The organism is Blastopirellula marina DSM 3645 (assembly GCF_000153105.1).
Taxonomy (GTDB): domain Bacteria; phylum Planctomycetota; class Planctomycetia; order Pirellulales; family Pirellulaceae; genus Blastopirellula; species Blastopirellula marina.
In genome coordinates this window covers 311,160-325,295 of sequence record NZ_AANZ01000002.1, presented here as the reverse complement: position 1 = coordinate 325,295, position 14,136 = coordinate 311,160, and the positions used below count along the sequence as shown (strand labels likewise).

The window sequence follows — 14,136 nt, the reverse complement described above, 5'->3', positions numbered from 1 at the left end:
CCAAGAACCGCATAAAAAAACGCGAGCCCGATCAGGCTCGCGTTTCGCATTTCTTGGCGTTTGTGGGGACTGAATTACTTCAGGTTCACCACATCCACTTCGCTGAACTTACCCACGCTCATGCTGGCGCCGCCGACGAAGATGAGTTGATCGTCGCTAATCGGCAGCATCCGATGGAAGAAGCGCTCGTTGGTCAAGCCGCCGACCGTCTCCCACGACTTGCCGTCAGCGGCCAGGCGAACCAACCGACCGCTCATCGTGCTGGCGTACAGCTTGCCGTCGACGGGAAAGGCCGACGTGCCGAAGCCGTCCATGCCGCCGCCGGGCAGTGAAGGTCCTTCGCTCCAGGTTTTGGTCTGCGGATCATAGACGTCGACGCGCGTCGTCGGTCCGCCTTCTTCTTGCATGCCGCCGATCGCGTAAAGCTTGCCATTTTGCACGCCGACCGACAACGCACGGCGTTGGAACGGCGGTTCCGCGAGTGCGGTCCATTCGGCGTTTTCCTGGCTCAGATCGAGCGAATAGGCCGTTTTGTGCCAAGTCGAGTCGTTGTCCTCGCCGTTCAGCGCCCAGCCGCCGATCACATAGATCGTATTGCCCAGGACCGCGGCGTCGAACGAAGAACGGGGCTCCGGCAGTTTCGGCAGATCGGACCACTCTCCCGTTTTCAGATCGAAGACGGCGGCGTCGGCTTGCGAAACCAGATTGCGACCTTCTTCGTCTTTCTTGTTCATCGCCGTGAAGCCCCCCAAGCGATACAGCTTGTCGCCGTTGGCGACCATCGCCAGACCTTGCAGTTTCGGGCCTTCGGCGACCGTTTCCCACTTGGCTTCTTTCTTCAACGACAAACGCTGCAGCGAGCCGTTTTGCGCTTCGTAGTAGTAATGATGCGCGTCGCCGGTGTGACCGCCGTAGACGTACAGGCTATCGCCGACAACCGCGGCGCCAAAGCTGGTGACCGCTTCGGGCAGATCGGAGAAGGCGCTGACGGACTCGTTGAGTTTAGGCACGACAGGCAACGTTAACGTGGTGTAGTGACGGACCGTATCATACTTGTCGTCGCCCGACTGGCCCGCCTTCTTTTCGATGTAGCGAACGCGAACCGCGTAGACGCCGGCTTTGCCGATGGCGAACTTCGCGACTCCTTGAGCGTCGGTCTCGGCTTCGACTTTTCCTTCCGGACCTTCAACAACCACCTGGGCGGCGGCGGCCGGTTTGCCGGCGAACGTCGCGGTGACGACCGCTTGATCATCCTGGATCGAAGGAACGACGTCGAGCGAAACGTGCTTCGAAGCGTCGAGCTTCCAGGCCGATTTGCCCAGCGTCGGACCGGTCTTGGCATTGTACTGCAGCAGAAACTTTTCGCCGCCGCGATCCATCACGCCCAGCGAGCGGGTCAAAACATAGAGCGAATCGCCGCGCCCTTTCAGCTCGGCGGAGGTCAGCTCGTCATTGGCCAGCGTGAACTTGATCTCTTGCGGCTCTTTGTCGTCGGTCAGACGAAACGCGACGGCATCGGCGACCCGCTTCAAGATCGCCGGCTCATCGGCGTAGGGACCTTCCGAGAAATAGAGATTCAGCTGTTTCGGGCTCTCGCTTTCGACCAACCACAAAAAGTGGGCGCGAGCCGGCGCGACGATCGCCAAGATCAGTAGCGACGCGGTCAGCGCGCTCGTCAGTTTACGCAACATGCAAGGTTTCCTTCGCCAAAAAGGTGTGGGCACGGCGACTAATCCTTATTGGATCAGATCGTAGAATGCAGGGGGAACAGATCGTTGTGAGAAAGAGCGGCCGGGCTGGCGAGAATATATGCTGGCGAGGGCTTATTGAGATCAAATCTCACTCGTCTAGCTTATCAGCTCCCCTGGCGGCGTCAATTGGCTCGATTAAGAAATCAACCCTGAATGGGGTGGTTTTTGAGAGGAATTGAGCGAAATCTGCAACTTCTTGCCGCGGCCGCTTGCTCACTGCGGTTGCCCCAGATAGCCTATCGAGAATCGATCTCACTTTTTCTGCGTTAGCCAGCCCGCCAGCCGAAACCCTCGCCAGCCACGCTTTGACGCCGCGTCTTACCTGCGCGTTTTTCCTGGAAAGGGTCTTCTGATGATTGGCCGTATTAGCTGTTTACTGCTTCTGTTCGCCGCTCCGCTGGCTGCGGCCGAAACGACCGCCACCGAAACTTCCGCCGCTCAAATGCTGGCCGCAGCGCGGGACTCCCGGATTATCTGGAACGGGATTCCCGGCTTCACCGCCGACCTGGTCGTCTCGCTGGATGGAAAGAGAGAGCAAGGCGCGATCGACGTCGCCGCCGATGGCGAAACGAAGATCACCGGCATTTCGCTGACCGAAGATCGCGTCGTCGGCCGAGCGCTCGATTCGCTGATCGCGCATCGTTTTCGGGACGAAACGAACGAATTAACGGAAGAAGCGACTTTTGATCTCAAAGATCCCGGCACCGCGCTCGGTCAGCTGATCTCGCAAAGCGGCGGCGCGATGGCCAGTCAGTCGCGGGTCAAAGACGGCGTGATTCACGAGGTGATTCGCCGCTCTCCCAGCGGATCTTTCACCATCACCGTGGTGAGCGTCTATCGCAATCCAGAAGGTAAGTATCTGCCGCAGGTCTTCACCATCAGCAACTGGGACGCCGACGGTAATCTCACCGCCAGCGGCACGGTTGAGAATCGTTGGAAACGGGTCGGCGATTGGGATTTGCCGGTCAGTCACACCGCGATTCGGACCTCCGATAGCGGAGAACGCAAAGTCGTGCGTGTCGAATTTAACAATCTGCAGCTGAAAACAAAGTAAACTGAATCGTCTGTTGGCTTTCTCCCCAGGCATTTCAAACGTGACGGCGGGCTCCCCCTAAAATCGATTTTCCTTCTATCTGCGAGAGACGATATGCACGCGGCATCTTGCCTGATCCTGCTGACGGCGCTGGCGGCCGGCAGCGACAATTGGCCCGCTTTCCAAGGCGCCGGCGTCCAACCTCCAGCGGCCGAGGCGTTGCCGCTGAAGTGGTCGCCCGAGAGCAACATTGCCTGGACGAGCGACTTGCCCGGGTATGGACAATCGAGTCCGATCGTCTGGAACGGCAAGGTCTACATCACGTCGATCGATGGTCCCAACAAAGAGACGAACATCGTCACCTGCTGGAATCTGGCCGATGGCGCAGCCCTGTGGCGCAAAGACTTCAAGTCATCGTTGCCGATCAAAAGCAGCACCTATGTCAGCCGCGCCGCGCCGACGCCGACGGTCGATCAGCTGGGCGTTTACGCTTTTTTTGAAAGCGGCGACATCATCGCGCTCTCGCACGACGGCGAACAGCTGTGGAGCAAATCGCTGATCGCCGAGTATGGCGAGATGAAATCGAACCACGGGCTCGGCGCTTCTCCCGCTCTGACCGACAACGCAGTCGTGTTGCTAGTCGAAAACGACGGGCCTTCCTACCTGGTCGCGCTCGACAAGAAGACCGGCGAAGCGATTTGGAAAACCGATCGCGAGAGCAAAATCAGCTGGAGTTCGCCCCGCGTTATCAAGACGCCTGGCGGCCCGCAGATTGTTATCAGCAGCAGCGGCACGGTCGATGGATACGACGTCGATAGCGGCAAGCAACTTTGGTCGATCGGCGATCTCGGCGGCAACACCACCAACACGCCGATGCCGTACGGCGACGGGTTGTTTTTGGTGGGCGCATCGGCCGGTCGCGGCGAAGAGAGCGGCGGCGGCGCAAAACGCTCGAACATGGCGGTTCGCGTGCGTGAGTCGGACGCCGGTCCCACGGCCGAAGTCCTGTGGCGCAATGAGAAAGCGTCGTCATCATTCAGCACGCCGATCGTTCACCAAGGGGTCGCTTACTGGGTCAACAAAAGCGGCGTCGTCTTTGGCGTCGATGCCGAGTCGGGCGAAACGCTGTTTACCGAACGTCTGGGACAATCGTGCTGGGCGACTTCGCTAGGCGTCGGCGATCGCGTTTACTTCTTTGGCAAAGAGGGTTTGACGACCGTCGTCAAAGCAGGCCCCAAGTGGGAAGTGCTGGCCGAGAATACGCTGTGGGATGAAGAAGCCGCAGCGCCGGCTCCAGAAGCGGCCGAAGGAGCAGAAGGCGAACGTCGCGGCCCTCCCTCGATGTCGTCAGGCCCCGTGCTCTACGGCTACGCCGCCGTCCCCGGCAAGTTGTTGATCCGCACCGGCCCAAAGCTCTACTGCATCACGCCGTAAGGAGATGTTCTTCGTAGCCCAAAGCGCAAGTTTTGAAGTTGCGCTATTTGACATAAACAACGTTCGGTTAGCCCGGATAGCTCCGCTATCTGGGCCGACGAAGTCGGCAAGATGCAGCGGGCCATAGCTGGCCTTACTGCGGTGGTCACTCCACCGTTTGAAATGGCGAAAATACCACGTACAACCGACGGGGAACAAATTCCTCCGACGGCTGCGCCGCCCCGATAGCGGAGCTATCGCGGCCAACCAGGCAAATAGCGCAACGGCATACGAAGAGAAAATCGCCGCAAACAGTTGGGCGGCAAGAGCAAGATCCTTTTAAGCTGCGGCGGTTTCGTCGTCGCTCAGGACTTCGCCCAATCGATCTCCGGTAGCGGCCAGGATGGTGATGCCCAGCTTGTTGGCCAGCGCGATCACCGCGGGCTCGTCGACAATGATCGTCTTGTCGGCTTCGATCACCAGCGTGACGGCGCCCGACTCGGCCATCGTTTCGATCGTGCCGACGCCGATGGTCGGCACGTCGAACCGCATGTCTTGCTGCGGCTTGGCGACTTTGACGATGGTGAACCCGCCGGAGCGACAAAGCTGCCCGGCGCGGCGAATGCACTCGTCGGTCCCTTCGACCGCTTCGAGCGCCAGCGCCATTTGCGCTTTGATCGCGACGCTTTGGCCGGTGTCGAACAGGCCGATCGCTTTGGCCAGATCCCAGCCGTATTGAACGTCGCTGAGCTGTTTTTTGCTGAGCGGTTTGCCGGCGAGTTGTCCAAACTTTACCAGCAGGTCAGGAGCATAGTCGGTCGCAGGCACAAACTCGATTCCTTTATTTGAAAACGCGCGGCAGATGCCGCTCAGGATGGTGTCGTCTTTGCGATCTTTCTTGCCCAAAATAAAGGGAGCGATAACGCGGGCGCCGTACCAATCGGGGAAATGATTCCAGAGCGCGCCGCGGTCCAAGATCCGCACTTTGTGAACCTTGCCGACCATCGTCGCGGTCGTCACCTGGTGACGATGAAAGAAGCGGACGCACTTGCCGATTTGTCCGAGCCCGACCCACTCGTGCGTAGCGGAGATTTCGGCCAGGATCGGATCGGCGTGCCCTTTGATCAACAGCGCATGCACGGCGTAGCCGTGGCGCTGCAGCGCGGTGGCCATTTCAATTGGCAATTGACCCCAGCCGGCCAGCAGGCCGAACGGCGGTAGGTGGTCTGTTGCGTCTGAATTCATCGCATCCGTGCCCTCGAAGACGTTAAGCCGTTTTTCTCAGCTCGTCTTCCTTCTCTAATTCGGCGACACGCGCGAGCAGCGCCTTGATTTGCTTTCGCATCTCGGGCAACTTGCTAAGCAGCGCAACTTCCAGCTTTTTGTCCTTCGCCGGGATCGCCGGCGAACCGATGACGTTGAGTCCGGCGCCGATATCGGAGGCGACGCCGGCTTTGGCGCCGATAATCGCTCCATCGGCGATGTGGACATGATCTCGCACGCCGACCTGACCCGCCATCACGACGTAATCGCCGGTGGTGCTGCTGCCGGCGACGCCGACCTGCGAGCAGATCAAATTGTGACGACCAATCCGGCAGTTGTGGGCGATCATCACTTGATTGTCGATCTTGGTCCCGTCGCCGATCACCGTCGGGCCATAGGTGCCGCGGTCAATCGTCGTCGCGGCGCCGATCTCGACAAAATCGCCGATCACCACGTTCCCCAGTTGCGAGGAGAGCAAATGCTTGCCGCTCGCAGAGTCATAGCCAAATCCAAAGGCGCCCAGCACGCACGAAGCATGCAAGATGCAGTTGGCGCCGACAATGGTGTTCTCGTACAAGACGACGCCGGGAAACAGAAAAGTACCGGCGCCGATCACGCTGCCGGCGCCGATCTGCGCGCCGCTTTGAATGACGACCCCGGACTGAATGCTGACCCCTTCGCCGATCACGACCAACGGTCCGATCGACGCGTCAGCAGCGATCACCGCGCTGTCGGCGACGACGGCCGAGGGATGCACGCCGGGTTTGTGTTGGGCAAGGTTGGGACGAAATTGCGCGACGATCTTGGCGAACGCGTCATGCACGTTCGCGACCACGATCACCGGCATGTCGGCCGGCGCGAATTCGCCAGACGCGAGGACGGCGGCGGCGCTGCAGCGCGCCAGATCTTTCGCCAGTTTAGGATGATCGGCCAGGGTGATTTCGCCTGGCTGGGAGTCGCGAATAATCGACGCGCCGCTGATTTCTAACTGTGCGTCGCCGTGCAGCGTCCCTTCGACCAGAGATGCCAGTTGGCCGAGTGTGACACCCATTGCGTTGCTTTCTTTCGCGAGAGCTGTGAAGCCAAAGTTGATAGCAGGGTAATGTAACGGATCAAGCCCCAAACTTCCAAGCCCGATCGACGGTGCGTGCTAGCAGCTGCCCAGTGAAGTAGGGGGCCTCAAGACGCACGCAGCCCTGCCAAACCAGGCTGCCAAATAACCAACCGTAGCGACGCAATCGCTGTGATCCCTTGTGTCGCCACGCGGGATAGGTTGGCAGCTGATGGAGCAAGTTCCAGGTGCGTCTTGACGCACCTTACTCAACTTCTGCGGGACGTTTAGCGGGGCAACGTCTTTCAGCTGTTCGTCAGGGAAGGCGAACTCTACCGAGATACGCCTGGCCAGATGCAGGGCTGGCCGTACTTCGGCTTCCATTTAGACGCGTTCGTTATCAGTCGTTAGTGGGCATCTACTTTGGCTTGCCCCGCGAGACCCAGTCGGCGCAGCATCGGTCCCATGGTCAACCCGCCGACGAGGATCGAGAAGGCGACGACGACGTAGGTCATGGTCAGGATGAGTTCGCCGACGTTGTCGTACTGAGATTGCTGGGCGTGGATCTCTTCCTGGAGCGATAGCGCGAGCGCCACACTGATCCCGCCGCGCAGGCCGCCCCAGGTCATGACCTTGATCGAGTGCGGCGTGAATTCTCGGTTGGTCACCTTCTTCAAGGCGGTCACCACGGCGCCGACGGACAGGAACCGCGCCAGCAGCGCAGCCGGGATCGCCAGGGCCCCGGCCAGCAGATACTGCACCTTGAACGAGAGCACCAAGACCTCCAGCCCGATCAGCACAAACAGCACCGCGTTCAGCAGTTCGTCCACCAATTCCCAGAACGTGTCCAGGTGCTCGCGCGTTCTGTCGGACATCGCCAGCGTTCGGCCATGGTTTCCCAGGATCAACCCCGCGACCACCATTGCCAATGGCCCAGACAGGTGCAGCTTCATCGCGAGGGCATACCCGCCGGTCACCACTGCCAGCGAAAGCAAAATCTCCGTCGCGTAGTGATCAATGGATCGCAACAGAAAGAACGCGACCAGCCCCAGCACAAAGCCCAGGGCAAGCCCGCCGCCGGCTTCGAGGGCGAAGAGCTTGGCGACATCCATTGCTGTCGTCTCTGTCTTCTCGATGTGTTCTTGAACATCGTGCGTATGTTCGCGTTCGAGCCGTGCCGCATCCATTGTTGCGTCAAGCATGACGGTGGGTGGATCGCCATCGACGTTGGGTCGTTTGCCGGAATCTTCTTCGTTTAGTTCAACGACGCGATTGAACTCCTCTTTCTTCTCGAAGTCTTCATGCGACTCGCCATGCTCACCCAGCCCCGCGATCCCCATGAGTGCGATAAACACGACCACGCCCACGCCATCGTTAAACAGCGACTCGCCTGCGATCTTGGTCTCCAGCGGCTTGGGTGCGCCAAGGCTCTTGACGATCCCCAAAACCGCGATCGGGTCGGTTGGCGCGACGATTGAGCCAAAGATCAGGCAGTAAATGAAGCGGATCTCGATGCCGAGCCAGCCGGTGATGACGTAGGTGAGCCCGCCGACGATGAACGTCGTGGCGAGGACGCCGATGGTCGCGAGCAGAGCGATGGCCGGAGCTTGTTTTTTGAGGTCGTTGAGGTTGACATGCAACGCCCCGGCAAAGAGCAGGTAGCCGAGCATGCCCTGCATCAGCGTCTGGTCGAAGTCGATCGAGCCGATGAGCGTCGCGGCTGCGGAGAGCGCGCCCGCCTCCGGTACGATCCAATCAATCAGCAGCAGGACGACTGCGTGCACCATGGCTAGCAGCATCAGGCCTACCGTCGTCGGCAGCTTGAGCAGTTTGTGGTTGATGAACGCGAAGGCCGCTGCGAGGGCCACGAGGATGCCGGCGATATTGAAGAAGCTCATGGCCACCTTTATACCGTACTTCGCCCGAGGAATAAAAGGCAGAACACTTTCTGAACGCTTGCCGATACGTCGAACGCGGTCACGCTTCGCGCCGGGGTAGTCAAGCGATCAGAAGGTTGGAGATGGAGCTCGCCGTGGCGTTGGTTGCGGAAACCAGAACCGGAGCCGAAGCTAATATCGCCGTGGCCGACACCGCGTCTGCCGAACGGGATCGAGCGAACGATCCGTCGTCTCCACCGGAACTGGATGCAGTACGACGCTGCACCCAGCATGGGTGTCCGTTGAGGGATGAAGGCTGGGTTGAATCGATCTCGCGACGCGTCAATCTGGAGACCACCATGCGGCCGCGACTCCAAGGTCCCAGCCGAAGAGAAGTCCCAGCCGTTGAGGGCAATCACGAAGGCGAATCAGCGTCCTTATCGAAAGCTCGTGCTACGCCTGCCAGGCTTCAGAGGTGTTTTGATATTAACGCACCCTACGAAACGATTCGAAGTCAAGGCTCGCATCGGTGTTTCGGGCCGCTGCAACTTGGGGGCAAATCGAATGTTTGCTCAGGACATGCGATCCTAAGCAGCGAACGACTAGGTTAACCCGCGTGTGCCGCGGGCGACACGTGGTGAATGCTACCACGGGGACCAGCGGGTTGGGAATGGCTTTTAGGTGCGCGAATGGTGACGCCCGCGGTGCGGAAGGGGAAGCGGACGATGGAGTGCGGCACAGCGGAGACGGTAGTGGTGGGCGCTGCGACCGGCGCGGAGGGCCTGGCTTCGCCACCACACAACCGACGTGTCCTGAGCCACAACCGGAACGGCGCGGCTCAGAGGCGATGAACAGCGGGCGTGGCGTGCAAACGCTCGGAATGGCGCCGCTGGCCTAATGCTCCAATTCATCCGCCGGGGCCGCCGCAACGAGGTGGCGACGCGCGAAACAAGAATGCGGCCCGCGCGTGCAATTCATGGCTCGGCGCGATTTCATGCACGCCCAAATTCTATACTGCGAACGATCTGTTCGCACGTGGCCAATTCCTGCCCAGCATCTTGCCTTTCGCACGTGTAGGTGATGAACGCAAAGTTCCGACCATCCGACACTTGCCATACGCGGAGAAAGTCTTCGTCCCATGCGAACGATCCGGCAGCCAGCACCGGCGGACCCGACTCGGAGACGAGCGCCGTCGCTTTGCCAAGACGCTTCTTCTGGCCAAACTCCTTGACCATATCGAGCAGCTCAGCCGGCGACGGGTCCGGGACGCGACCGGCTGTGTAAAGAGCGAGAGAAAACTGGAGAGCGCCCACTCCATCCTCATGAGCGAGCGTGTACAGCGGATCTTCGGCCTCCACCTCTTCGGTGAAGTCGCTCCAGCCATCAGGCGCCTCCACTGTGAACGTGTCAAAATCCACAAGCGGCATCCCAATTCTCCCTCGCCTAACGCCCACATTCACCGGGTTGCCGCCAGCGACGTTGATTTCAGATTCGGCCCGGACGGCAACTCCGGTGCATTGTCTTGTCATCTGCTCTTTTTTGCGAACCACTTATCAACTTTGTCAATGAATGACGACACAGTCGATTCATCCGGGAACTCGCGATTACCTTCGTACTCGTACCAGTAACCGTATGGCTGGCCGACGGTCATATATCGGGAAGTCAGACACGGACCATATACGAGACCGGCATCAGGATTTGAATAGTACTTGTTGTTGACCGCATCCGGCGCTCGGTTTACGAGACCCTTGACGTAATGAAGACGTGTGAGTTCTCCGGAAGTCTCGCATTGGAGCTCAAAGTAGTCTTTGAATCCGCCGCCAGATCGACTTGCGCAGAAACCAATCGTATACGTCGATGATTCAATCTGGGCAAATACCCGATGCGGGAATAGTTCGGCAATCTGTTTGTTGAGCTCCCCCATCGTGTGATAACTGAGGACGCGGAGAGCTCTGTCGTCGTATGGCGATTTCAGCAATCGATCAAAAGCACGTTCGATTCGTTCGTTAGCGGAGCTTGCGAATTCCTTGAGGTATCCGTCCGTTTGGTTGCTGAGCCACATCGTCTGGTGCATGGCGCCCAAGAGGTCAATCTGCGCATCGACGCTTTCAGGGGCTGCTACGTAACGGGTAAGCGACACATGGAGGCACTGCTCCAGGCAATCCGCGTCATACTTCTTTAGATGCTTCACCGCCCGTTTCGACACGGCAATTCCTTAGCAGATAACGGCGGCGGTAACGGGGCCGCCGCCAAGAAACTATGATTTCAAAACCCGCGTCATCGGCGGCTCCCGTTCACCGCTTGGTTATCCGATATTCTGCGGTCACATCTCGATAGAGTCGCTACTGTCTGTTCCGCGCTCGATCATCTCCAGAGCAACAGGATACCAGTACGATTCAATCCAATCATCTCCAATTGGTGCAATTCGATCAACAGTCCATCCGGCGTCGCGCATCGAAAACATCATTGAGTCAGCGGCATGGGCGTTTGTTGAATGTATTAGTGCAGGACATTTTGCCAACCGTGTAATCAGGAATGCAGAAACGTCGCGGCCATCACCGGGATCTGGATCATCCGGTGAGTCAGTGAATAAGTCGTGATCGAGACAGATCAAGTCAGGCGTGTCGTTTAAAGACCAGTATTCAGTTTTGAAGTCAGGTGCAGTTCGCGCAATCTTCAGGACTGCGTTTGGGTGATGGCGGGCAACAATCGCTCTGAATCGACGGATGCGATCATGGTCATCTTCGAGCATCAAAAGCAGTTTCATCGTCGCGCCAGTTGTGATGCTTCATGATCGGGTAACGTTGGCCGTCACCGGGCCGGAAGGAAAAAGCAGCCATCGACGAAACGGCATCTCCCGGCTCCGGTGCACGGGATAGTTACCCGTCGTCGTCGGGCGGTTCGTATTCGTTGACGAGACGCCAAGCAGCCAATGAAAACGAGGGAGCATACGTTTCTATCAATCCGGCGTATTCGTGCAGATAGACATAAACGGGACCGTTCAAATCGGCAGCGTCAATGAGCAGTTGATCGCCGTCAGCATACATCCAGTAATTTGCAAAGACAATGTGTTTGTGTCCGCGTTTGTGTTGATCGGAAACCCACAGACGTTCGGTGACGTACACACCGTTTGCATCCAGTCCACCAATCTCACAACCATCATCAATTTTGACGTAACGAGCAATCTTCAGGAATTGCCGATACTCGGTAGGAAGTGAAATTCCAAGTTCTCCTTCGAGTGCGACAAGCTCGTCCGCAGTCGCTCCGGTCGCAGATACACATGAGAAGTCGGAGAAGCCCTGGTATCCGTTTCGGGAAACAAGCAAGCGCGCGGTGTCGAGTACAGAGGTGAATCGATCCTCGCACGACATTGCGTTTGCGGAGGTAAAATCAAAGGCAGGAAGTACTTGCTTCATAGAGTCAGTTCAGTCGGCGAACGGTACCCGTCACCGGGCCGGGAAGGTTGATTGTCCATTTGTGAAACCGTGCAAACCCGGCTCCGGTGCACGAGATGGTTCGCCACAATCGAGATCTCGAACGTTCTAGTCGCATTGATTCTCGACGCCGATAGTACGGCAACGACTGCAATAAGTCACAATCAGCTGCGGATTGAAGTCGCCAAACAGATTCATGGACGGTGATTTCTCGTAGAGCACGAGGGGAAGAGTCGCAGTGCCGAAAAATCCACGGTGACAGTTATTGTCGAGCGACGGGCATCTGAACGAAGCATTCTGTCCGAATGGTTCAACCCATTCGAGTCGAAGCATTTTCGATTTAGGTGTGTTTTCCGACCAAGGGATAATCATATAGTCGCTCCAATCATCCCCCCATCGCTTGTCAGCGATCTCAATGGCACGCCGCATCTCAGCACGAGACAGCCCGTCGAGGGAGAAGACGCCGGCCCAGGCCATCGCATCTTCCGCTTTTCTCGGATTGAATGGCGCCCTACTGCCGAAAAGCGGTTGGTGGGTGGCCAATCTGGATTCCGAGTAGTCATAGGTTTCGCCCGATCCAAGAATCGTTACTGTCGAATCTGCGGTAACGCGGTATGCGAAGTGCTCAAAGTCTGGGTCTCGCATCCGATAGAGGATCGGAAGCACTGCGGGCAAGCCCTTTGTCCGCGGGAAGGCAATTTTAGTGTCGATCGTGAAGACAAGGTCGTATGGCGAGTCATGTACTTGGCGTTGCTCCGTTTCAGAGTAGTACGCACCGGTGATGACGTCACCGTCGCCATTCACGGATGCCGTTGTGATTCGCTTTCTTTTATGATCAAACAGTGCAAGCGTCATGCAGTTTCGGTCGGATAACGTCTAAAATCACCCGGTCGCGACGAGAGATTCTTCATTGTCAAAACGCCCGACTTCGCGACTCGGGTGCATTTTTTTGTTATCCGACGTTCTGCTCCAACTGGAAGTGGAACACATCAAACGGCTTGGAGAGTAATGATTGGTCTTCCACCCAATCACGAAAGTATATTTCTTCCGCTTCATCGAAAATGGTGAACCCACATCCGGCAAGCTCCGGATGAATTCCGAGCACCTCAGCAGTGGTTTGTACGATCCCGTTTGCGTTGTGTCTTGTGTCCCAAACAGATCGAAGTGTACTGGGGCCGTCGGGATGCAGTGCGTATGCGGCCCATTTGCCTTCGACTCCACGAAATGAGGCAGCCTCTTCATCTGAATTGAATGGGTAGAACGGGAAATTGCCCGTTCCAAATTTGTCGATGAGTTCGCCAGCATGTCGCAGGTACAGGTGAACGCAAGCGCTATCGGACATATGAATCGCTAAAGTCGGCGCAACGGTGGACAATTTGTGTATGAGCCTATCAAGTGCCGCGGCATCACCGTCCTCGGTCCCACTGCAAGTGTCGCCTACGAAAATCCATCTGTCCGATGGCCCAACGACTACACTTCGATTCGCATCGTTCTCGGGAACGGGCTGCCCAGAAACGAAGTCCGGAAGCTGGGCGATGATGTGCGCACGCGTTCTTGCGGGGGCGTCCGAATCCGCGAACACATGAATGCTGGTGTAGTCGTAGCCCATTGGCAGTTCGAGTTAGTCGGATAACGGTACGCGTCACCGGGGACGGGCGAAAGACTTGCAAGCAGACGAAAAAACGCACCACCCGTCCTCCTGTGCACGCGCTGGTTATGTGGTGTTATCGCGTTCCATGTCAAGGAGTTTCTCGCGTCTCATTTCTCTTTCGATTTCGATTCGATCCCGTTCTAGGTATGTTTCTCGGCGCATCTTCACGTAGTACGTCATAAACATGCTCATTAGCGACATAACCACCCCCATTCCAATCATCGAGTATTGGATTGGGTTTTGGCGGATCGTATCCAGAAGGGGGTACATTATACCTGCGAGTGTGAGCAGAATGCCGATCACGAGGTAAAGTCGAGTAACCAACTCCGTCATCTGCAGTCTAGGCGCCCGTTCGTTGTGAAATCGAAGGCGCATTGAACGCTTAACTTCTTCAATGTCAGAAGCGGTAACCTCAATTACGTCATCGCCCGGAAGGAATTTCCGTTCTCTAATCTCGTCCTCGATTTGTCGCTGAATGAGATCGTTCAACTCAGCAAGACGCTCCTTCCCTGACTCAGTGTATTCGATCTTTTTAGCATTTGATTTGTAGTCTGTCATGCTTCCTTCCCCTTAGTCAGCCTGATTACAACAAGCAGGACAGCTGCCGATATGCCTAAGCCAAAAGTAATAATCCCCCATTGTTCGTCAAGGTGGCCGCCACCA

Annotated in this window: 13 protein-coding genes; 2 read left to right on the top strand and 11 right to left on the bottom strand. The window is 57.5% G+C overall.

The annotated features are described in order from the left end of the window. Positions 1-74: 74 nt before the first annotated feature. The gene (locus tag DSM3645_RS01385; protein WP_002650186.1) at positions 75-1,691 is read right to left on the bottom strand and encodes a Kelch repeat-containing protein; all 1,617 of its coding nucleotides are present in this window, start codon (positions 1,689-1,691) and stop codon (positions 75-77) included. A 412-nt stretch (positions 1,692-2,103) separates the two neighbouring features. Between DSM3645_RS01385 and DSM3645_RS01380 the strand changes: the two genes are divergently transcribed. Both DSM3645_RS01380 and DSM3645_RS01375 read left to right on the top strand, forming a co-directional pair. Next, positions 2,104-2,805: a DUF3386 family protein gene (locus DSM3645_RS01380; protein WP_002650184.1), complete on the top strand. Its 702-nt coding sequence runs from the start codon at positions 2,104-2,106 to the stop codon at positions 2,803-2,805. Positions 2,806-2,898: 93 nt separating this feature from the next. Continuing rightward, on the top strand, positions 2,899-4,218 hold the full coding sequence (locus tag DSM3645_RS01375; RefSeq protein WP_002650183.1) for an outer membrane protein assembly factor BamB family protein: 1,320 nt from the start codon (positions 2,899-2,901) through the stop codon (positions 4,216-4,218). 318 nt (positions 4,219-4,536) lie between these two features. Here the strand turns inward: DSM3645_RS01375 and DSM3645_RS01370 are convergent, their stop codons facing one another. The 10 genes from DSM3645_RS01370 to DSM3645_RS01325 form a co-directional block, all read right to left on the bottom strand. Beyond that, positions 4,537-5,442 carry an LpxI family protein gene (locus DSM3645_RS01370; protein ID WP_002650182.1) on the bottom strand — a complete coding sequence of 302 codons (906 nt, stop codon included), beginning with the start codon at positions 5,440-5,442 and terminating at the stop codon, positions 4,537-4,539. Positions 5,443-5,464: 22 nt separating this feature from the next. Beyond that, positions 5,465-6,511, bottom strand: a complete 1,047-nt coding sequence (lpxD, locus tag DSM3645_RS01365) for a UDP-3-O-(3-hydroxymyristoyl)glucosamine N-acyltransferase (RefSeq protein WP_002650181.1) — start codon at positions 6,509-6,511, stop codon at positions 5,465-5,467. Positions 6,512-6,918: 407 nt separating this feature from the next. Beyond that, positions 6,919-8,409 (bottom strand): cation:proton antiporter, encoded by a 1,491-nt coding sequence (locus DSM3645_RS01360; RefSeq protein WP_002650180.1) that lies wholly within the window; start codon positions 8,407-8,409, stop codon positions 6,919-6,921. A gap of 971 nt (positions 8,410-9,380) precedes the next feature. Next, positions 9,381-9,815 (bottom strand): hypothetical protein, encoded by a 435-nt coding sequence (locus DSM3645_RS01355; protein WP_131282094.1) that lies wholly within the window; start codon positions 9,813-9,815, stop codon positions 9,381-9,383. 98 nt (positions 9,816-9,913) lie between these two features. After that, positions 9,914-10,594 carry a hypothetical protein gene (locus DSM3645_RS01350; protein WP_002650178.1) on the bottom strand — a complete coding sequence of 227 codons (681 nt, stop codon included), beginning with the start codon at positions 10,592-10,594 and terminating at the stop codon, positions 9,914-9,916. A gap of 117 nt (positions 10,595-10,711) precedes the next feature. Beyond that, positions 10,712-11,155: a cyclic-phosphate processing receiver domain-containing protein gene (locus DSM3645_RS01345; protein ID WP_131282091.1), complete on the bottom strand. Its 444-nt coding sequence runs from the start codon at positions 11,153-11,155 to the stop codon at positions 10,712-10,714. Positions 11,156-11,267: 112 nt separating this feature from the next. Then, positions 11,268-11,804 carry an SMI1/KNR4 family protein gene (locus DSM3645_RS01340; protein ID WP_081444673.1) on the bottom strand — a complete coding sequence of 179 codons (537 nt, stop codon included), beginning with the start codon at positions 11,802-11,804 and terminating at the stop codon, positions 11,268-11,270. Between the two features lie 126 nt (positions 11,805-11,930). After that, complete coding sequence (locus tag DSM3645_RS01335; protein ID WP_002650174.1) at positions 11,931-12,677, bottom strand: hypothetical protein; 747 nt, start codon at positions 12,675-12,677, stop codon at positions 11,931-11,933. A 97-nt stretch (positions 12,678-12,774) separates the two neighbouring features. Beyond that, entirely contained in the window at positions 12,775-13,431 is a 657-nt protein-coding gene (locus DSM3645_RS01330) for a hypothetical protein (protein ID WP_002650173.1), read from the bottom strand. A gap of 105 nt (positions 13,432-13,536) precedes the next feature. Continuing rightward, positions 13,537-14,031 carry a hypothetical protein gene (locus tag DSM3645_RS01325; RefSeq protein WP_002650172.1) on the bottom strand — a complete coding sequence of 165 codons (495 nt, stop codon included), beginning with the start codon at positions 14,029-14,031 and terminating at the stop codon, positions 13,537-13,539. Between the last annotated feature and the right edge of the window lie 105 nt (positions 14,032-14,136).

What these genes read in the sequence shown, in the direction of transcription:
- DSM3645_RS01385 (WP_002650186.1), bottom strand. Translation starts at nt 1,691, where the DNA reads ATGTTGCGTAAACTGACGAGCGCGCTGACCGCGTCGCTACTGATCTTG.
- DSM3645_RS01380 (WP_002650184.1), top strand. Translation starts at nt 2,104, where the DNA reads ATGATTGGCCGTATTAGCTGTTTACTGCTTCTGTTCGCCGCTCCGCTG.
- DSM3645_RS01375 (WP_002650183.1), top strand. Translation starts at nt 2,899, where the DNA reads ATGCACGCGGCATCTTGCCTGATCCTGCTGACGGCGCTGGCGGCCGGC.
- DSM3645_RS01370 (WP_002650182.1), bottom strand. Translation starts at nt 5,442, where the DNA reads ATGAATTCAGACGCAACAGACCACCTACCGCCGTTCGGCCTGCTGGCC.
- lpxD (WP_002650181.1), bottom strand. Translation starts at nt 6,511, where the DNA reads ATGGGTGTCACACTCGGCCAACTGGCATCTCTGGTCGAAGGGACGCTG.
- DSM3645_RS01360 (WP_002650180.1), bottom strand. Translation starts at nt 8,409, where the DNA reads ATGAGCTTCTTCAATATCGCCGGCATCCTCGTGGCCCTCGCAGCGGCC.
- DSM3645_RS01355 (WP_131282094.1), bottom strand. Translation starts at nt 9,815, where the DNA reads ATGCCGCTTGTGGATTTTGACACGTTCACAGTGGAGGCGCCTGATGGC.
- DSM3645_RS01345 (WP_131282091.1), bottom strand. Translation starts at nt 11,155, where the DNA reads ATGAAACTGCTTTTGATGCTCGAAGATGACCATGATCGCATCCGTCGA.
- DSM3645_RS01340 (WP_081444673.1), bottom strand. Translation starts at nt 11,804, where the DNA reads ATGAAGCAAGTACTTCCTGCCTTTGATTTTACCTCCGCAAACGCAATG.
- DSM3645_RS01335 (WP_002650174.1), bottom strand. Translation starts at nt 12,677, where the DNA reads ATGACGCTTGCACTGTTTGATCATAAAAGAAAGCGAATCACAACGGCA.
- DSM3645_RS01330 (WP_002650173.1), bottom strand. Translation starts at nt 13,431, where the DNA reads ATGGGCTACGACTACACCAGCATTCATGTGTTCGCGGATTCGGACGCC.
- DSM3645_RS01325 (WP_002650172.1), bottom strand. Translation starts at nt 14,031, where the DNA reads ATGACAGACTACAAATCAAATGCTAAAAAGATCGAATACACTGAGTCA.